This window comes from Kribbella alba (assembly GCF_039529635.1).
Taxonomy (GTDB): domain Bacteria; phylum Actinomycetota; class Actinomycetes; order Propionibacteriales; family Kribbellaceae; genus Kribbella; species Kribbella alba.
Map to the genome: position 1 here is coordinate 50,920 of NZ_BAAANE010000001.1, position 17,653 is coordinate 68,572.

The following is a 17,653-nucleotide window of genomic DNA, read 5'->3' on the forward strand; positions in this document are numbered from 1 at the left end:
TCACCCTGGCGCAGGTCACCGCTGGTGCCGGGTTCACGAGGTCCGGCGGCGGTCCTTCGCGGCGGGGAAGGCGGTAACTGCCGAACCGTTGACCTCCGCCAAGCTGCTGGCTACGGTTTCAGAAATCGATTTCCCGTGAGTTGCCTCCGTCCGCCCCTAGGAGACACGTATGCAGAAGCGATTGCTCCTGGTCCTGCCGTTGTTGCTCGGCGCGGCCTTCCTGCCCGCGAACCCGGTCAGCGTCGAAGTGGACACCGGCCCTGAATCGCTCATCCAGCTCTCTGCGGGCTTCTTCGGCCACGGCCAAGATGTCTGGCTCCAGGTCGACGACGTGGTACTCGAGGAGATCCGATGATGCGCCGACTCGCCTTGGTAGTTGCCCCGCTCCTCGGATCCCTGGTCTGTACTACGAACGCCCAGGCGCAGGTGGATGGCCGCGGTGTCGCAATCGGGGCGAGTTCCACCCAGTCGCCGGCCGGCGTGGCCGCGACCGGCCAGTTGCTGCGGAATGACACCGGGCTCTATCCGCGGGCGGTGCGCCTGGAGCACAGCGGAGCCGCCAACGGACGGGTGGTGGCGAGCGTGGTCACGTTCGTCGGCAACGCGGACGGGGTCGGCGCGATCTACGAGAGCACCAATGGCGGTGTCTCCTTCGCGCAGGTGGGAACCGTCGCGGATCCGGCCGCCTCGGGCGGCAAGGGGTTGTGCTGCGCGACATTGTTCGAGCTTCCCCAGCAGGTCGGGTCGATGCCGGCCGGGACGTTGCTCTGGGCGGCCTCGGTCGGTCAGGACGCGCGCCCGATGTCCTTGCGGATCTGGAAGAGCAACGACGTCGGCCGGACCTGGTCGTATCTGTCGAACTGCGCGACGACCTCGAGCACGAAGGGCCTGTGGGAGCCGGAGTTCTCGATCGCCGCCGACGGCCGCCTGGTCTGCCACTACTCGGACGAGACGGACGCAGCGCACAGCCAGAAGTTGATGGAGGTGCGGAGTTCGGACGGGATCACCTGGACGGATCGCAGCCCGACCGTGTCCAGCCCGACCTTCGGCCATCGCCCGGGTATGCCGGTGGTGCGGAAGTTGCCGAGCGGGAGCTACGTGATGGTCTACGAGATCTGCGGGCTCGGCGGCCAGTACGACTGCGTGGTTCACACCCGCACGTCGGGCGACGGCTGGAACTGGGGATCACCCAGCGCGCTCGGCGTCCGGGCGCAGACGGTCGACGGGAAGTACTTCACGCACGCGCCGACGATCGCCTGGGCCCCGAGCGCCGGCAGCCCGAACGGGAAGCTGCTGCTGATCGGGCAGATCCTGCAGAACGCGAACGGATCAGTTGCCGCCGACAACGGCCGGACCATCCTGGTGAACACCGAGTGGTCGAACGGGTACTGGTACGAGATCGCGTCTCCGGTGACGGTGAACAACCCCTATAACAACTACTGCCCGAACTACAGCTCGCCGATGGTGCCGTCGGCTGATGGCTATCAGGTCCTCCAGCTCGCCACCGACTATGACGGCGGAGTCTGCAAGACCTACTTCGCGACAGGCTCGGCCGTCGGTACTCAGGATGCGTCGGGCGTTGCGAACTCGACGTACCGGCTGGTCAGTGCGCAGAGCGGGCACTGCCTGGACGTGTCGGCGGACTCGCGGGTGCCGGGCGGCAACATCCAGCAGTGGACCTGCAACAACCTGGGCCCGCAGAACTTCCAGTTCAGTTCGGAAGGCAACGGCTACTTCCGCCTCAAAGGCCAGAACAGCCAGCTCTGCGTCGAAGTCGCCAGCAACTCGTCGACCCCCGGTGCGAACGTCCAGCAATGGAACTGCCAGGACGGGGGCTGGCAACGCTGGCGCCTGGTCAACGTCGGCCGCTCGTACTACAAACTAGTCGGCCAGAACAGCAACCTCTGCCTCGACGTGGCCGGCGGCTCGTCCACCCCCGGCGCCAACGTCCAGGTCTGGACCTGCAACAACCTCCAACCTCAAACCTGGCGCCTCGAACCCCACTAGTCCCCGTTTACCCCACGCATGCGGCCGCCTTCAGGCTGCCCAGCACGACCTCCACTGAGTTTCCGGACTGCCTTCGCCGGGAGACCCGGACCGCCAACACTCAGCTAGCCGCGGATCGGCTGCGGCTGCGACCAGCTCTGAGCGTGCCAGGGCATCGTTTTCGGGCCACAGCCCCTCGAAGGTGAGTGCTGGCGGTCCGCCTAACTCCTCGACGCCCTGCGTGGGTCAGGAGGTGGTGCGGCGTCGGCGGCGGGTGTTGTGGGACGGGCGTTGGATGCGGCGGCGGATGGGGCGGCGGGGACCTACCAGGCGGGGGCCGGCGAGGCGGTCTTCCAGGCGGCGGGCCTCGCGGCGGATCGGCTGGGCCACGTATTCGCCGAGGATGACGCCTGATGCGAGGGCGACGCCGATCGCGACCGCTGTGGCGAGGCTGACTATTCCGATCAGGTTGCCGAGACCCATCAACTCGTACAAGCCCTTGTAGATCGTGAGTCCGGGCAGCAGCGGGACTGTGCCGGAGACGACCACCACCAGCGGCGGTACGCCGGATCTGCGGCCGAGGGAGTATCCACCGAGGCCGACAATGAACGCAGCTGCCGCAGTCGACCAGGCCGGACCGAACTCGGCTCTGGCCATCACCGTGAACACCAGCGATCCGGCCGCACCGACGAGCGCGATCGGCAGCAGCGAACGCAGCGGCGCGTACGAGGCATACGCGAAGGCGACCGCCATCAGCGCGCCCGATCCCACCATGATGGGCAGATTCGCCAGCTGGATCGTCTGAGCCTCGATCGCGACGGGGAGGCCCAGCTTGATGCCCAGGGTGATTCCGAGGCTGACGCCGGCGATGATGCCGCCGGTGAGGAGCATCGCCTCGAGACTTCGCGCGGCCGCGGTCACGTAGTACCCGGTGATCGCGTCCTGGACGGCACCGGTCAGGGCAATCCCGGCGAGCAGCAGGATGATGCCAGCGGCAACTACCAGCGATGGTTTCACCGGTGCGTGGATGGCGTACAGGATCAGCGCGACCGCAGTGGCGACGAAGGCCCCGGCGACTTGCTGGTAGAAGGCCGGCAGCCGCTGTCGGTTGAACCACCGGTTGCTCAGCTCGATCACGACCGCGGTGAGGACTGCCACGAGGGTGATCAGCCAACCACCGCCCAGCAAAAGAGTCGCGCCTCCTGCCATCACGCCCCACGCGAGCACCGAACTCCAGCGTGGGAAGGGCGGGCCTGCCGATACCAGGCGGGCCAGTTCGCGGCCCGCGTCCTCTGGGGTCACCTCACCGCTCGCGAGCCGGCGGACCAGCCGGTCGACGTCGGTCAGCCGGGAGAAATCCTGGCCGCGGTAACGAACCACCCGCATGTGGGTCTCGGGGGCGACATCGGGCGCGGCCTGGTACGAGATCGCGATCGAGGTGAAGGTGATGTCGACCTCACAACCCCGCAACCCGCCGGCGGCCGTGACGGCGAGGATTGTCGCGGTCGCGTCCGCCGTTCCGGCGCCGCTCGACAGGACCACTTCCCCGATCCGCAGAGCCAGGTCCATCGTCCGATACAGCTCCCGCTGCTCGTCCCTGGCCCGCCGATCAGCACTCCGCCCGTCAACCTCCGCCCCATCACCCTCCGCAGGCCGCTCGTCCCCAGGATCTCGACCATCCACCGGGCTGTCCGAGAAGGAGCCGGCCGGGGCGGGGGTGGGCCGGCCGTCTGCCGGGGGATCCGGGATGGGGGTCGGTGGGTGCTGATCTGTTGTTGGTTTGTTTGCCGGTCTGCCGCCCTTGACCACCGTGCCCCTTTCCTCTGCAGCAATGACGCTAACGCCCGTCCGTACGCCGTACCCCATCCGGCTGACCCGAAGCGTCGGGCCGGATCGGGGTGCAATCGCTTTCCGGACGACTTTCCCGATTGGTTGACTCGCCGTGACAGCCCACCTAAGGTTGCGCTCACAAGGCATGGAAAGCCCTTTCCAAGCTCAACGGCCAGCAGGAGGCGCGCATGTGCGAGTACAGCCCGGGGACGGCCGCTGCACTGCCCGGCGGCATCGGGATCTCGCTGCTGAAGGTGTACGACATCGAGGCGCCCGACGGACTGGTCGGCGGCACCCCGCACGTACACCTGGCCTGCTCCGAGGGGTACTACGTCATCGCGGGCTCCGGGGCGGTCCAGACGCTGAACCCGAAGGGGTTCGCCGAGACTCCGCTGCAGGCGGGCACCGTCGTCTGGTTCGACCCCGGCACGATCCACCGACTGGTCAACGGCGGCGGCCTGCAGATCCTGACGCTGATGTCGAACTCCGGCCTTCCCGAAGCCGGTGACGCCGTGCTCACCCTGCCGCGGGAACACCTCACCGACCGCGAGACCTACCTGAAGGCGACCACGCTGACAGGCGAGGGTGAGGCCCGGACGCCCTCCGCGATGCGCCGACGCGATCTCGCACTGGAGGGGTTCGCCGCACTGCGCAGCGCGTACGACGCTGAGGGGCGGTCGGTGCTCGAGGACTTCTACGAAGCCGCGATCGGGATCGTCCAGCCACAGCTCGCGGACTGGCGACGCCGCTGGGAGCAGGGCGCCCGCCGCCTGGCCGACGAGACTGGTGCGGCCCTCGACGCTCTCGAAGCCGGCAAAGCCCCGCATCTCCAGACGGCCGAGCTCCACCGGCTCCCGGCACCGACCGAGTTCGGCCGTCACGGAATGTGCGGCCGCCTCGACGTCTACGACACCACCGAGCCCGCCTGATGCGCCGCACCGGGCACTACCCGTGCGGCGTACCGGCGCACCTGATCTGTTGTTTCGCGAACCACCCCGGTAGACCAGCGCAGCTGAAGCGCCGAAGAGAGGTTGCACAGTGAACGATCGACACGTCGGCATCGTGATGAACGGCGTCACCGGCCGGATGGGCCTGCGCCAGCACCTGGAGCGGTCCATCGTGGCGATCCGTGAGCAGGGCGGGATCCCGGCCGCGGACGGGACGATGATCATCCCGGAGCCGATCCTGGTCGGCCGCAACGAGCTCAAGCTGAAGAACATCGCGGACACCTACGGTCTGAGCCGCTGGACCACGGACCTGTCCGAGGCGCTGGCCGAGCCGGACGTGGAGATCTACTTCGACTCGCAGCTCACCCAGCTCCGTGAGAAGGGCGTCCGCGCCGCGGTCGAGGCCGGCAAGGCGATCTACTGCGAGAAGCCGATCGCCGAGGGTCTCGACGCCGCCGTCGACCTGGCGCGCCTGGTCAGGGACTCAGGGCTGAAGAACGGTGTCGTGCAGGACAAGCTCTCGCTGCCGGGTCTGCGCAAGCTGAAGCGACTCGTCGATGGCGGCTTCTTCGGGCGGATCCTCTCGATCCGCGGCGAGTTCGGCTACTGGGTCTTCGAAGGCGACTGGCAGGAGGCGCAGCGCCCGGCCTGGAACTACAAGCAGGAAGAGGGCGGCGGCATCGTCGTCGACATGTTCTGCCACTGGCGTTATGTCCTCGACCAGATCTTCGCCCCGGTCAAGACCGTGTACTGCCAGGGCGCCACCCACATCCCGACCCGGTACGACGAGCAGGGCAAGGCGTACGACGCGACCGCCGAGGACGCGGCCTACGGCATCTTCGAGCTGGAGGGCGGGATCATCGCCCAGCTCAACTCCTCGTGGACGACCCGGGTGTTCCGCGACGAGCTCGTCGAGTTCCAGGTCGACGGCACGGAGGGCAGTGCGGTCGCGGGCCTCCGCACCTGCCGGGTGCAGCACCGCGCCGCTACCCCGAAGCCGGTCTGGAACCCCGACCTGCCGGCGACCGAGCCGTTCCGCGAGCAGTGGGCGGATGTGCCGGACAACGAGGTGTTCGACAACGGGTTCAAGGTGCAGTGGGAGATGTTCCTGCGGCACGTGATCGACGACGCGCCCTTCACCTGGGACTTCGTCGAGGGCGCCAAGGGCGTCCAGCTCGCCGAGCTCGGACTCCAGTCGTGGCGCGAGGGCCGCAAGCTGGAGGTGCCGAAGCTGGACCTCGAAGGCGAAGTGGCATGAGTAGGGGCGGTGGGGGTTTGGGGCTGCGGCTGCCGACGGGTGACGGCAGGGTGGAGGACTACCGGCTGATCGGCGAACCGGTTGCCCAGGGCACCTACGAACCGGCGCGCAGCCGATTGGCCTTTGCGGCTGCGCATGTCGTCGCGGATCCGCTCGGCGACAACTCGCCGGGCCGGCCGGCGGTGATCGACTGGGAGCACACGCTGGAGTTCCGGCGCCACCTCTGGTCGCTCGGGTTGTCCGTCGCAGAGGCGATGGACACCGCGCAGCGCGGGATGGGCCTCGACTGGACCGCCACCCAGGAACTGATCCGCCGGTCAGTCGCCGAGGCGCCGACCCATCCGAGAACTGTTGGTGCGGCGGGGAAGCGGATCGCGGTGGGCGTCGGCACCGATCAGCTTCCGACCGGTGTGCAGGGGCTGGATGCGGTGATCGCGGCGTATGAAGAGCAGCTCGCGCTGGCCGAGGAGGTTGGCGCTCAGCCCATCTTGATGGCCAGTCGGGCTTTGTGCGCGGCCGCGGCTGCGCCGGATGACTACCGCAAGGTGTACGACCGGCTGCTCGGCCAGTCTTCGCGGCCCGTGATCCTGCACTGGCTGGGGTCGATGTTCGATCCGGCGCTCGAAGGCTATTGGGGCAGCGACTCGCTCGACACCGCGACGGACGTCGTCGTCGACCTGATCAACGAGAACGCCGGGCGGGTCGACGGCATCAAGGTGTCTCTGCTGGAGGCATCCCGTGAAGTTGCCCTGCGCAACCGTCTTCCGGAAGGCGTCCGCCTCTATACCGGTGACGACTTCAACTACCCGGAATTGATCCGCGGCGACGAGACCCGTCACAGCGACGCGCTGCTCGGGATCTTCGCGGCGATCGCCCCGGCCGCTGCCGCCGCACTGGAGGCCCTCGACGACGGGGACCTGACGAAGTACGAGGAGGTGTTCGCGCCGACCGTTCCGCTGGCGCGGCAGATCTTCTCGGCGCCGACGTACTACTACAAGACCGGGATCGCCTTCCTGGCTTGGCTGAACGGGCACCAGCCCGGCTTCGGCATGGTCGGCGGCCTGCAGACCGGGCGGTCCCTCCCGCACCTGGCGGAGACGTTCCGGCTCGCCGATGCGGCCGGCGTACTGACCGATCCCGAGCTCGCTGTCACGAGATTCCGCCAACTGCTCGTCGTGGGCGGAGTCGACGCGTGAACCGCTACAGCCTCAACCAGGCGACCACGAAGTACTGGCCGCTCGAGGACGTCGTCGCGGCCAGCGCCGAGGCTGGGCTGTCCTGGGTCGGCCTCTGGCGAGAGCCCATCCAGGAGTACGGCGTGGAAAAGTCGGCGAAGCTGGTCGCCGATGCCGGCCTGCGGATTTCCTCCTTGTGCAGAAGCGGATTCTTCACCTCCACCGACCCGGCGGAGCGCCGCGCCAAGATCGAGGACAACCGCCACGCGATCGACGAGGCCGCCGCGCTCGGGACCGACGTACTGGTGTTGGTCAGTGGCGGCCTACCGCCCGGCTCGCGGGATCTCGATGGTGCGCGGGCGATGGTTCGCGACGGCCTGGCCGAGCTGGCGCCGTGCGCGGAGGAGCGAGGGGTGCGGCTGGCCGTCGAGGCGTTGCACCCGATGTTCTGCTCGGACCGTTGCGTGGTCTCGTCGCTGGGCGGCGCGCTCGACCTGGCCGAGCAGTTCCCGGCCAACCAGGTCGGTGTCATCGTGGACGCCTATCACCTGTGGTGGGACGCGGATCTGTACCGGCAGATCGAGCGGGCCGGCGACCGGATCTGCTCCTACCAGGTGAGTGACTGGGTCGTTCCGCTGCCGGCGGACACGCTGCTCGGCCGTGGCATGATGGGCGACGGCTCGATCGAACTGCGCAGGATGCGCGAAGCCTGTGATGCGGCCGGCTACACGGGACCCGTCGAGGTCGAGATCTTCAACCAGGACTTGTGGGACAGGCCGGGTCAGGAAGTCTTCGATCTCGCCCTGGCCCGCTACCGCGAACACGTGGACTGAGACGAGCCCGCCACCAGTGCGCTCTTCTCCGCAGCCAGGCACGCAGTCGGAAAGTTGCCTGAAGCAAACATTCCCTTCACTCCAAGGAGAGTACTCCGCATGAGCGACCGGACCATACCCACCGACGGCATCGGGATGCACCTGTACACGATGCGTGAGTCCCTGGCCGAGGACTACCCCGGCACTCTGCGGCGGCTGGGCGAGATCGGCTACCGGACCGTCGGGGTGAGCGGCCGGTTCGGCCACACCGCCGAGGAGATCCGGTCCTTCGCCGACGACGCCGGACTGCGGATCGTGCTCGAACACGTCGGCTACAGCCGCCTGACCGACGACTGGCAGGGCGCACTCGCGGACGTCCGGACGCTCGGCGGCGAGTGGGTCGTCGTACCTTCGTTGCCGATCGAGTTGCGGACACCCGACGGGTTCCGGGAGGCTGCGGCCGCCTTCAACGTGGCGGGGAAGGCGGCGCGCGAGGCCGGGCTGAAGTTGCTGTTCCACAACCACGGACACGACTTCGACGAGGTCGACGGTCAGGTGCTGTTCGACATCCTGCTCGAGGAGGTCGAGCCTGACCTGCTCGGCTTCGAACTGGACCTCTACTGGGTGGTGAACGGCGGCAAGGACCCTATCGACTACTTCCAGGACCACCCAGGCCGGTTCCCGGCGTTGCACGTCAAGGACATGGCCGCGGACGGGTCGTTCGAGGATGTCGGTGTGGGGCGGCTCGACTTCCCGGCGATGTTCGCCCGGGCCGATCAGGGCGGCGTCGAGCAGTGGCTGGTCGAGCATGACGCCCCGACCGATCCGTGGGCCTCGGCCCGGACGAGCTACCGTTCCCTGGCGGAAATGCGCTACTGAGCGAACCCCGTACAGAGTGCAGATCGGGTCGTATGCAGTTGCTGTCAGTGAGTTGGGCCCATTCTCGTCACTGACAGCAGGTGTCCGGCTCCCGCCCGGCGTCAAAAGTCGGGTCCGGCGTGTCGGGAAGCGTTGTCCGACTGGCCCGATCTGTCACTCTGGACAGGGGCCCTCACCACGGCGGGGTTCCCGCGAGGCCGCCGACGCCGTGACGCCGGAGAGAACAGACGTGCAGAACGAGCCCACTGTGCGGATGACGGCAGTACGCCGTCTCTACGAGGTGAGCGCCCGGATGGGCGCCGGGCGGAGCCTGGCCGAAACCCTGCAGGCCGTGGTCGACGGCGTAGTGGACGGCCTCGGCTTCGGCATCGCCGTACTGAACCTCCGCCAGGCCGACGGCAAGTTCGAGGTGATCGCGGTGGCGGGCTCGCCGGAGGCGAAGGAGGCGCTGCTCGGCACCGTCAGCGCCGCCGACATCTTCGATGCCGAGTTCGAGATCGCGGACAAGTGGGGCGGCCTGCGGTTCGTCCCGCACGAGCGGCTGCCCGAGGGTGAGATCATCGGTTGGGTCCCCGACGTCCCGGTCTCCACGGACCCCAACGCCTGGCACCCGCTGGACGCCCTGTTCGCGCCGCTGTACTCGCCCGAAGGTGAACTCGTCGGCATGTTGTCGGTCGACCTGCCCGAAGACCAGCGGCGCCCCGGGCCGGTCCACCGGGAACTGCTGGAGATCTTCGCGACCCAGGCCGGTCTCGCGATCGACAGGGCGCGCCTGACGGACCAACTGCTGGCCGAGAAGGCGCGGCTGGAAGCCAGCGAGACCACCTTCCGGCTGGTGTTCGAGGGCGCCGGCAACGGGATGGCGACGATCGCCTTCGACGGTCCGGAGGCCGGCCGGGTACTACGGGTCAACGACGCGTTCTGCCAGATCACCGGCTACACCCACAGCCAGCTGATCGGGACCACCTTCGTCGACTACCTGAAAGACGAGAACTCCGGCCAGACCGAGCGGGAGATCGAGCACCTCACCACCGGCACCGGGCCGTACCGGTTCGAGCGGATCTTCCGACGGACCGACGGCAACGACATCTGGCTCGGCGGTACTGCCGCGATCGTTGACCAAGGCAAGAATCAGCCGCGGATCCTCCTGATCCAGATCGACGACGTGACGGCCCGCAAGGACGCGGAGCGCGAACTGCAGCACCACGCCGCGCACGACCCGCTGACCGGGCTGCCGAACCGGCGACTGCTCCAGCATCGCTTCAACGCCGCGCTGCAGAGGTCCCGGCAGACCGGGCGCCGCGGCGTACTGCTGTTCTGCGACCTGAACCACTTCAAGCAGGTCAACGACAAGTACGGCCACGAAGCCGGCGACAGGGCGCTTCGCGAGATCGCCGACCGCCTGCTCACCGAGGTCCGGCACGGCGACACTGTGGCAAGACTGGGCGGGGACGAGTTCGCGATCCTTGCGGAAGACATCGACGGCGACGCCCTCGACGTCCTGATGCGCCGCATCGACGAGTCCATCAGCAGCCCCCTTGAAGGCATCGACGTCCCCGTCACCGCCAGCATCGGCACCGCGATCGTCAGCCCCTACGCCGCCGACCTGGACGAACTCCTCCGCACCGCCGACAACGCCATGTACGAGGCCAAACGCCGCAAACGCCAGCGCTCCTAGGGCTACAGCCGGAGTTTGTGATGTTGCGGAGACAGGCCCGGACTGCCAGCGCTCCCGAAGCGGCGACCTTGAACACCAAACAGGGACCGCGGACACGAAATAACGTGTTCAAGGCCCCGACTACCTGTCCCAGGTCCCCACTCTTGGTCAAAGCGACACCACCCAGCCCTCCGCAGCCCCCTGCCGAAAGGCATCATCACGAACTACGGCTGCCGTACTAGGCGCCCGTCGCCCGCGGCATGCTGATCACCGGCGTCCGCGTACCCGGCGGCGCCTCCTCATCCACGATCACTCCTGACCGGGCGGCGCCGGCGCTTCGAGGGGTTCCGACGGGCGGTGCCACGGCGCCGGCCGTCCCAGTCCTGCAGGCGTTCGATCGCCCACTTGTTGTGGCGCTTCAGGAACGACGCCCCCTCGCCGGCGTCGAAGAAGGCGAAGATGGGGCTCCACCGAGCCTTGCCGTCATCGCTTTGCCAGCGAACCGCAGGGAAGCTCGTGACCTCGGTGATCCGCGCCTTCGGGATCCGGCGGCTGAGGACGAAACCTCGCACCTCGATGCCTTCAGGTCCGTAGTGCGCGCCCATCCGGTAGGCCCGGACCGCGAGGTACAGGCTGATTGCCACGCAGGCACCGACGGCCACAAAGACGACAGGGGGTCGATCGGCCCGGCCCACCAGGTAGCCCACTGCCAAGGCGCCGGGACCCAGCCAGCCCAGGACGCCCGCCACACGGCTGATCAGCAGGGGCTTGAGGTCCACAGGGCTCATCATCGCCGACGCGCCCTGAGGACGTCCTGAGGCGGCCAGTGAGTTGGCACACGCTGGACCAGTTGTTTGACAGGCTTGGCGGATGCATGAGGAGCAACTTCAGGGCGGATTTGTGAACGTGGTCGTCCGGGTCGGTGACACCGTACGACGGGAACCGGGCGAGCGCGCCTCGTACGTGCACCAACTGTTGGAGGTACTGCGGGACTGGCCGGGCGCGCCGAGATTCCTCGGGCTGGACGAAGCGGGGCGGGAGATCCTCAGCTTCATCAACGGGTACGTCGCCTGGAGTGAACCGCGCAAGGCCGAGATCTTCTCGCCCGCGACGTTGCGGTCTGTTGGCCGGCTGGTGCGGGAGTTCCACGACCTCACCGCGGGGACTCCGCCGGCGGGTGACCAGGAAGTTGCCTGCCACAACGACCTGTCCCCGAAGAACACCGTGTACTCCGAGGACGGCGGCCGCGCGATCGCCTTCATCGACTGGGACATCGCCGCACCAGGGCCTAGGATCCACGACCTGGCGTTCAGCTGCTGGCAGTACGCCGAACTCGGTCAGGTGGACCGGGTCCTCAACCAGTGGAGCGCCCTCCTCGAGGGCTACGGCCCGGCCGACACCACGAACCTGGTCGACACCATCCTCTGGTGGCAGGATCGCACGGCAGACGGCATCGAATCCGCCGCAGCCACCGGCGACCCGGCGATGGTCAACCTCCGCGATCTCGGCATTCCCTCCGCCATCCGCACCACCCGCGACTGGGTGACCACCCACGCCGCAGTACTGCGGTCAGCGCTCGAGCTCGGCTGACCCACCGAGGTAGTCGGCGGCCGTCGGGGTCATGAGCCGAGCTTGGTGAGGGCGGTGTCGGTCAAGCGGTAGGTGGTCCATTCGTCTTGGGGGTGAGCGCCGAGGGATTCGTAGAAGTCGATGGCGGGGGTGTTCCAGTCGAGGACGGACCACTCGAGGCGTTCGTAGTCGTTCCGGACGCATTCCTGGGCGAGGGCGACGAGGAGGGCCTTACCGAGGCCGGAGCCGCGGTGCTCCGGGCGTACGAAGAGGTCCTCCAGGTAGATGCCGTGCACGCCTCGCCAGGTGGAGAAGTTGAGGAACCACAACGCGCAGCCGACAACCTCGCCGTTCAGTTCCGCGACATGGCAGAAGACCGCCGGAGCCTCACCGAACAAGGCCTTCTGCAGTTGGTCCGCGGTCAGCCGGCACTCGTCCGGCGCACGCTCATACTCGGCCAGTCCGTAGACGAGGTCCACGATCGCCGGTACGTCGTCCGGCCGGGCGCGCCTGATCCGCTCGTCAATCTCCATGCGGCAATCCTGCACTCTCCCGGATCCACCAGGCACCCCTGGTCACGTCTCCAGTCACGTCGCCGGGGTCGGCTGGGACGGAACCGGCGTGGCCGGGGTCGCCGACGGAACCGGCGTGGACGGCGAAACCGGCGGTGAGGGCGGCGCGGCGAGGGGTCCCGCGGCGGCCTGCACTGTGACGGGAGCGGCATTGGCGAAGGTAAGAGTGATCGGAATCTGCTGCCCGGGGATGAGGCTTGCCCGAAGCCCCTGCAGCTCGATTCCGGTACTCCACTCCAGATCGGTCTGACTGTTGGGACCGAGGACGATCTGGGTGACGGCGTGCCCGCCTCTCAACATGACGGTGCGTTGGACGGCGGGGCTCGAGACACCGACCAAGGTGTCGCCTGTCGTCGGCGACTCGTTCACGATCACCAACCGCACCGGGGCATCGGCTCCCGCGTTGAGTCCCTGGGGCCCCTCGATCCAGATGTCGTCGATGACCAACGCGCCGCTGGTGGCGTCGACCCCGCCGGCTGGGAGGTCCTGGAAGGGATCTGCGGTCGAGCATGCGGTCAGCATCCCGACAGAAGCCAGGACGGGCACCCAGCGGAGCATTCGCCGGCTCGGAATTCTCATGGGTTCGGTCCCTCCTGCCGGTCCGCCGCGGCCAGAATCGTCGCGACCACCGCGGAGAAGTCCAGGTCCGCGGCGCCGTCGGCTGCTGCCTGCTCGAGCCAGCTGCGAGTCGCGGCGGCGAGCCTCAGGTCCCGGTCAGCTCCAACGGAGGTGACCAGCCGCAGGTCCTTCAGCGCATGCCGCAGCTTGAAGTTGGCGGGATAGTTGCCGGACTCGACGTTCGGTCGCTTGATCCTCACGGTGCCGCCGATCGGTGACTCGGTCAGGATGTCGAGCAGTGTCGACCGCTCGAGCCCCAGCGCGTCGCCGAGCGCGAGTGCCTCGCCGACCGCCGTCATAGCCACGCCGAGCGTCAGGTTGATGACCACCTTCATGGCCGCGCCGGCTCCAGGACCACCCACGTGATGGGGAGTACCGAGCGGAGCCAGAATTGGCTCGACCTGCTCGAACTCCGTGTCGGTCGCGCCCACGTAGATGGCGAGCGTGCCCGCGGTCGCCTCGGGGACGCTGCCCCGTACCGGGGCATCGACCACGTTGACGCCGCTCGGCAGGCGCTGGGCGATGGAGCGGACCTCATCCGGACCGACGGTCGACATGTCGATGAGCAACTGTCCGGGGGTGAGGGCGGCGACGACACCGCCGTCGAACAGCACCTCCTCCAGTGCGGCCGGCGTCGCGAGCATCGTGATCACGACCTCAGCCCCGGCGATTGCCTCGACGGGTGTGTCTGCGGCCGAGGCGCCCAGGTCGACCAGCGGCCCGAGTTTGGCGCTGGTCCGGTTCCAGACGCTGAGGTCATGACCGGCGCGGAGCAGCCGGGTCGCCATCGGCGTACCCATCTGTCCCAGGCCGAGGAAGGCGAGCTTTGCCATGGTCAGGTTCCTCTCGTAGCTGTTCGGTTCGTGCCGGAAGGCCGTACCGCTGTCGGGTTGAGATGAGGCCGGTGTCGCAGCAGATCCGCAACGGCGATGGCCAGGGCCAGGAGCATCAGTCCGGAGGCCCACAGCAGCGCCTCGGACACCGCGGCGGAGTAGTCGTGGGCCGTGCCGATCAGCGCTTGGTAATAGATCGTGGCCAGTACTGCGGTGCCGATCGCGCCGCCGACACGTTGAGCCGTCTGGAGCGCGCCGCCTGCCGCGCCGGCCATCCGTACGGGGACGGACTGCAGGCTCAGCGTGATGTTCGGGGTGGTGACCATGCCGGCGCCGATTCCGCCGATCAGCAGCGGCCCGGCGATCACCCACTCCGTCCCGTTCCCGGCGACGACATCGCGGAGCAGCAGCGCGGTGGTGATCAGCCCCGCGGCGGTCAGAGACAGACCCCAGCAAGTCAGCTTGCGCCCGAGCCTGGTGACGAAGCGGCCGGCTACCGCCGCGGAGGCAGCGACCCCCAGCGCGAACGGCGTCACCGCCAGCCCGGAGCGCAGCGGCGAGTAGCCCAGCCCGTCCTGGAAGTAGAGCGCGAGGACCAGCCAGATGCCGGTGAAGCCGACGAAATACACCAGCCCGATCAGCGATCCGGTGGCATACCCGGGGGTGCGCACCAGCCGAGGGTCGAGCAGCGGCTGCCGCCCGCGGAGCACGGTGCGGGTCTCCCACCACGCGAAGGCGACCAGCAGCGCTACAGCCGTCGCGAACAACCACCAGTCCTTGCCGAAGCCGCTGGTCTCGGCATCCACCAGCGGAAGCAGCAGACTGAGCACTCCACCGCCGAGCAACAACGATCCGACCAGGTCCAGATGAGTTTCGCGGATCTTGCCACCAACACCGGCCGGGACCAGCCGGGCTGCGAGCACCAACGCGACCAGCCCGATCGGCACGTTGACGTAGAACACATAGCGCCAGGCATCCGGTCCGCTGATCGCGCCGAGGATCAGTCCGCCGGCCACCGGACCGGTCGCGGTGGCCAGCCCGACCGTGGCACCCATGATGCCGAAGGCTCGGCCACGCTCATCGCCGCGGAACAGGTCCTGGATCAACCCGGAGTTCTGCGGGATGAGCATGCCGCCCGCCACACCTTGCAGCAGCCGTGCGGCTATCAGCAGACCGGCAGTTGGCGCCGCACCGGTGATCGCGCTGGTGACCACGAAGGCCGACAACGCGATCATGAACATGCGGCGTCGTCCCAACGCGTCGCCGAGCCGTCCGGCCGGCACGAGGGCCAGCCCGAACGTCAACGCGTAGCCGGACACCACCCACTGCGCGGTCCCCGCCGTCACCTGCAGCCCGCGCTCGATGGACGGCAGGGCGACGTTGACGATGCTGACGTCGAGCAGCGCCATGAACGCGGCGAGCTGGCTGACGCCGAGCGCCCGCCACCGGCGTGGATAGGCTGCCCCCTCGGGTTGAGCGAGCGGAGCGGCGGCCTGCGCCGAATCGGCGGCGGAGTGGTCGCGGCTCATAGGCCCTGGCCCTTCCGAGCCGGGTGGACGGTTGCTCCGAGCACCGACATGGTGCCCGGGATACGGCCGAGGACGCGGTCGACATCCGCCCCGTCGACGGTTTCTCGTTCCAGCAGCAGGTCGGTGAGCCGGTCGAGCGAGTCGCGGTGGTCTGTCAGGGTGGTGATCGCCTGCTTCTCCGCCGCCCGCAACAACTTGGCCACTTCCTGGTCGATCACCCGCTGCGTCGCCTCGGCGTACGGGCGGTTGGAGACCTCGCCGCCGCTCAGGTACATGGGAGTGGACGATCCGAACCCGACCGGGCCGAGCGTCGCGCTCATCCCGTAGTCACGCACCATCCTGGTGGCCAGCTCGGTGGCGCCGGCCAGGTCGCTGCTTGCCCCGGTCGAGGTCTCCCCCAGCACGATGAGCTCGGCGGCGCGCCCACCCATCCGGATAGCCAGCGAGTCCTTCAGATAGCCCTCGGAGTGCAGGTGGCGCTCGTCGACCGGGAGTTGCTCGGTGACCCCGAGCGCCTGCCCGGCCGGCAGGATCGTCACCTTCGCCACTGGATCGCCGTGCTTCGACAAAGCAGCCACCAGCGCGTGCCCGCTCTCGTGGACCGCGACCGAGTGCTTCTCGTCCGGCAGCAACGCGTTGGAGCTGTCGCGGTGACCGAGCAGGATCCGGTCCCGCGCTTCGTTGAAGTCGAACGCCTCGATCACTGCGCGGTCTGCCCGGACCGCGAAGATCGCGGCCTCGTTGACGAGGTTGGCCAGGTCGGCCCCGGAGAAGCCGGGCGTCGCGCGGGCCACCACATCGAGGTCGACGTCCGGGCTCAGCGCCTTGCCCTTGGTGTGCACCGTGAGGATCTCCCGGCGTTCCCGCTGGGCGGGCAGCGGGATCACCACCTGCCGGTCGAAACGGCCCGGCCGCAGCAGGGCCGGATCCAGTACTTCGGGGCGGTTGGTGGCGGCTATCACCACGACGCCCGTGGACGGGTCGAATCCGTCCATCTCGGCCAGCATCTGGTTGAGGGTCTGGTCGCGCTCGTCGTTGGACATCAGCTGCCCGCCGCGGCGCTGCCCGATCGCGTCGATCTCGTCGATGAAGACGATCGACGGCGCGCGCTTGCGGGCATCCGCGAACAGGTCCCGGACCCGGGCCGCACCGACGCCGACGAACATCTCGACGAAGCTGGAGCCGGTCACCGAGATGAACGGCACCCCGGCCTCGCCGGCGACCGCCCTGGCCAGCAGCGTCTTGCCGGTTCCCGGTGGGCCGATCATCAGGACGCCCTTGGGGCCGACCGCGCCGGCCCGCTGGTACCGGTCCGGGTTCTTGAGGAAGTCGACCACCTCGGTCACCTCACGCTTGGCGCCCTCGTAGCCGGCGACATCGGCAAAGGTGGTCTTCGGCCGCTCGGCGTCGAACACCTTGCCGCGAGAACGACCGATCGCGCCGAGCCCCGACAGTTGCCGGCGAGCCGCACGCCCGGTCCAGAGGAACAGTCCGACGATGAGAGCCAGCGGGAGGAGATTCAGCAACACCGAGGCGATCGAGGTCTGGGCGGCCTGGGTGGAGATCTGCACGTTGTGGCTGTTCAGGAGTGGGATGAAGGTCGGGTCCTGTACGCCGATCGGATAGCTGGAGGTGAAGCTGGTCCCGTTGCTGAGCTTGCCGGTGATGTTGCCGTCCGGGCCGAGGCTGACCGACGAGACCTGCCCGGCGGTGACGTCCTTCTCGAGCTGGGTGTAGTCGAGTTTGGTGGCGCTCTGGCCGGGGGTCGGCAGCACGAACAGCGCAAGGGTGACCAGCAGGCCCGCCAGCAAGAGCCAGTTGCGCCACTTGGGCGGACTCGGCGGCACCGGTGCCGTTGGCCGGTCAGGCGGTGGCCCCGAGCGCGCCGGCCCGGTTCGATGGATAGCGCTCCAGCGTCCTGGACGCAGGTTGATCATCGGTCTTCCTTCCTGGACGAGGTCAGCTCGGGTGTTGACGCCCCGATCTGC

At 68.4% G+C, this 17,653-nt stretch carries 16 protein-coding genes; 9 read left to right on the forward strand and 7 right to left on the reverse strand.

Annotated elements, in window-relative coordinates; genetic code table 11:
• Positions 1 to 169 precede the first annotated feature (169 nt).
• Both ABD210_RS00280 and ABD210_RS00285 read left to right on the forward strand, forming a co-directional pair.
• Entirely contained in the window at positions 170 to 355 is a 186-nt protein-coding gene (locus ABD210_RS00280; protein WP_344107241.1) for a hypothetical protein, read from the forward strand.
• Positions 352 to 2,007, forward strand: coding sequence for an RICIN domain-containing protein (locus ABD210_RS00285; protein WP_344107243.1), 1,656 nt, complete (start codon positions 352 to 354; stop codon positions 2,005 to 2,007). The genes ABD210_RS00280 and ABD210_RS00285 overlap by 4 nt, the downstream gene beginning before the upstream one ends.
• A 225-nt stretch (positions 2,008 to 2,232) precedes the next feature.
• Here ABD210_RS00285 and ABD210_RS00290 read toward each other — a convergent pair whose 3' ends face one another.
• Complete coding sequence (locus ABD210_RS00290; RefSeq protein ID WP_344107246.1) at positions 2,233 to 3,555, reverse strand: threonine/serine exporter family protein; 1,323 nt, start codon at positions 3,553 to 3,555, stop codon at positions 2,233 to 2,235.
• Between the two features lie 449 nt (positions 3,556 to 4,004).
• Between ABD210_RS00290 and ABD210_RS00295 the strand changes: the two genes are divergently transcribed.
• The 6 genes from ABD210_RS00295 (at position 4,005) to ABD210_RS00320 (ending at position 10,565) form a co-directional block, all read left to right on the forward strand.
• Entirely contained in the window at positions 4,005 to 4,745 is a 741-nt protein-coding gene (locus ABD210_RS00295; protein ID WP_344107249.1) for a cupin domain-containing protein, read from the forward strand.
• Between the two features lie 109 nt (positions 4,746 to 4,854).
• Entirely contained in the window at positions 4,855 to 6,021 is a 1,167-nt protein-coding gene (locus ABD210_RS00300) for a Gfo/Idh/MocA family protein (protein ID WP_344107251.1), read from the forward strand.
• Positions 6,018 to 7,217, forward strand: coding sequence for a dihydrodipicolinate synthase family protein (locus ABD210_RS00305; protein WP_344107253.1), 1,200 nt, complete (start codon positions 6,018 to 6,020; stop codon positions 7,215 to 7,217). The genes ABD210_RS00300 and ABD210_RS00305 overlap by 4 nt, the downstream gene beginning before the upstream one ends.
• A complete protein-coding gene (locus ABD210_RS00310; RefSeq protein WP_344107255.1) occupies positions 7,214 to 8,029 on the forward strand; it encodes a sugar phosphate isomerase/epimerase family protein in 816 nt (271 codons plus the stop codon). Before ABD210_RS00305 ends, ABD210_RS00310 begins: the two co-directional genes overlap by 4 nt.
• A gap of 99 nt (positions 8,030 to 8,128) precedes the next feature.
• Positions 8,129 to 8,887 (forward strand): sugar phosphate isomerase/epimerase family protein, encoded by a 759-nt coding sequence (locus ABD210_RS00315; protein ID WP_344107257.1) that lies wholly within the window; start codon positions 8,129 to 8,131, stop codon positions 8,885 to 8,887.
• Positions 8,888 to 9,116: 229 nt separating this feature from the next.
• On the forward strand, positions 9,117 to 10,565 hold the full coding sequence (locus ABD210_RS00320) for a diguanylate cyclase domain-containing protein (protein WP_344107259.1): 1,449 nt from the start codon (positions 9,117 to 9,119) through the stop codon (positions 10,563 to 10,565).
• A gap of 278 nt (positions 10,566 to 10,843) precedes the next feature.
• Here ABD210_RS00320 and ABD210_RS00325 read toward each other — a convergent pair whose 3' ends face one another.
• Positions 10,844 to 11,323: a hypothetical protein gene (locus tag ABD210_RS00325; protein ID WP_344107261.1), complete on the reverse strand. Its 480-nt coding sequence runs from the start codon at positions 11,321 to 11,323 to the stop codon at positions 10,844 to 10,846.
• A 91-nt stretch (positions 11,324 to 11,414) separates the two neighbouring features.
• Between ABD210_RS00325 and ABD210_RS00330 the strand changes: the two genes are divergently transcribed.
• Positions 11,415 to 12,134 (forward strand): phosphotransferase family protein, encoded by a 720-nt coding sequence (locus ABD210_RS00330; RefSeq protein WP_344107263.1) that lies wholly within the window; start codon positions 11,415 to 11,417, stop codon positions 12,132 to 12,134.
• Between the two features lie 29 nt (positions 12,135 to 12,163).
• Here ABD210_RS00330 and ABD210_RS00335 read toward each other — a convergent pair whose 3' ends face one another.
• Genes ABD210_RS00335 through ftsH form a run of 5 tightly spaced genes read right to left on the reverse strand, consistent with a single transcriptional unit; the run spans position 12,164 to position 17,512 of the window.
• Complete coding sequence (locus ABD210_RS00335) at positions 12,164 to 12,646, reverse strand: GNAT family N-acetyltransferase (RefSeq protein ID WP_344107266.1); 483 nt, start codon at positions 12,644 to 12,646, stop codon at positions 12,164 to 12,166.
• Between the two features lie 54 nt (positions 12,647 to 12,700).
• Positions 12,701 to 13,264 (reverse strand): copper chaperone PCu(A)C domain-containing protein, encoded by a 564-nt coding sequence (locus tag ABD210_RS00340; RefSeq protein ID WP_344107269.1) that lies wholly within the window; start codon positions 13,262 to 13,264, stop codon positions 12,701 to 12,703.
• Positions 13,261 to 14,136 (reverse strand): NAD(P)-dependent oxidoreductase, encoded by an 876-nt coding sequence (locus ABD210_RS00345; RefSeq protein ID WP_344107272.1) that lies wholly within the window; start codon positions 14,134 to 14,136, stop codon positions 13,261 to 13,263. The genes ABD210_RS00340 and ABD210_RS00345 overlap by 4 nt, the downstream gene beginning before the upstream one ends.
• Positions 14,137 to 14,138: 2 nt before the next feature.
• Positions 14,139 to 15,665, reverse strand: coding sequence for an MFS transporter (locus ABD210_RS00350; protein WP_344107274.1), 1,527 nt, complete (start codon positions 15,663 to 15,665; stop codon positions 14,139 to 14,141).
• Positions 15,662 to 17,512: an ATP-dependent zinc metalloprotease FtsH gene (ftsH, locus tag ABD210_RS00355; RefSeq protein ID WP_344107276.1), complete on the reverse strand. Its 1,851-nt coding sequence runs from the start codon at positions 17,510 to 17,512 to the stop codon at positions 15,662 to 15,664. Before ftsH ends, ABD210_RS00350 begins: the two co-directional genes overlap by 4 nt.
• Positions 17,513 to 17,653: the final 141 nt, after the last annotated feature.

Excerpts from the sequence above, each read along its gene's own strand:
- ABD210_RS00280 (WP_344107241.1), top strand. The coding sequence starts at position 170 with ATGCAGAAGCGATTGCTCCTGGTCCTGCCGTTGTTGCTCGGCGCGGCC.
- ABD210_RS00285 (WP_344107243.1), top strand. The coding sequence starts at position 352 with ATGATGCGCCGACTCGCCTTGGTAGTTGCCCCGCTCCTCGGATCCCTG.
- ABD210_RS00290 (WP_344107246.1), bottom strand. The coding sequence starts at position 3,555 with ATGGACCTGGCTCTGCGGATCGGGGAAGTGGTCCTGTCGAGCGGCGCC.
- ABD210_RS00295 (WP_344107249.1), top strand. The coding sequence starts at position 4,005 with ATGTGCGAGTACAGCCCGGGGACGGCCGCTGCACTGCCCGGCGGCATC.
- ABD210_RS00305 (WP_344107253.1), top strand. The coding sequence starts at position 6,018 with ATGAGTAGGGGCGGTGGGGGTTTGGGGCTGCGGCTGCCGACGGGTGAC.
- ABD210_RS00315 (WP_344107257.1), top strand. The coding sequence starts at position 8,129 with ATGAGCGACCGGACCATACCCACCGACGGCATCGGGATGCACCTGTAC.
- ABD210_RS00330 (WP_344107263.1), top strand. The coding sequence starts at position 11,415 with ATGCATGAGGAGCAACTTCAGGGCGGATTTGTGAACGTGGTCGTCCGG.
- ABD210_RS00335 (WP_344107266.1), bottom strand. The coding sequence starts at position 12,646 with ATGGAGATTGACGAGCGGATCAGGCGCGCCCGGCCGGACGACGTACCG.
- ABD210_RS00340 (WP_344107269.1), bottom strand. The coding sequence starts at position 13,264 with ATGAGAATTCCGAGCCGGCGAATGCTCCGCTGGGTGCCCGTCCTGGCT.
- ABD210_RS00345 (WP_344107272.1), bottom strand. The coding sequence starts at position 14,136 with ATGGCAAAGCTCGCCTTCCTCGGCCTGGGACAGATGGGTACGCCGATG.
- ABD210_RS00350 (WP_344107274.1), bottom strand. The coding sequence starts at position 15,665 with ATGAGCCGCGACCACTCCGCCGCCGATTCGGCGCAGGCCGCCGCTCCG.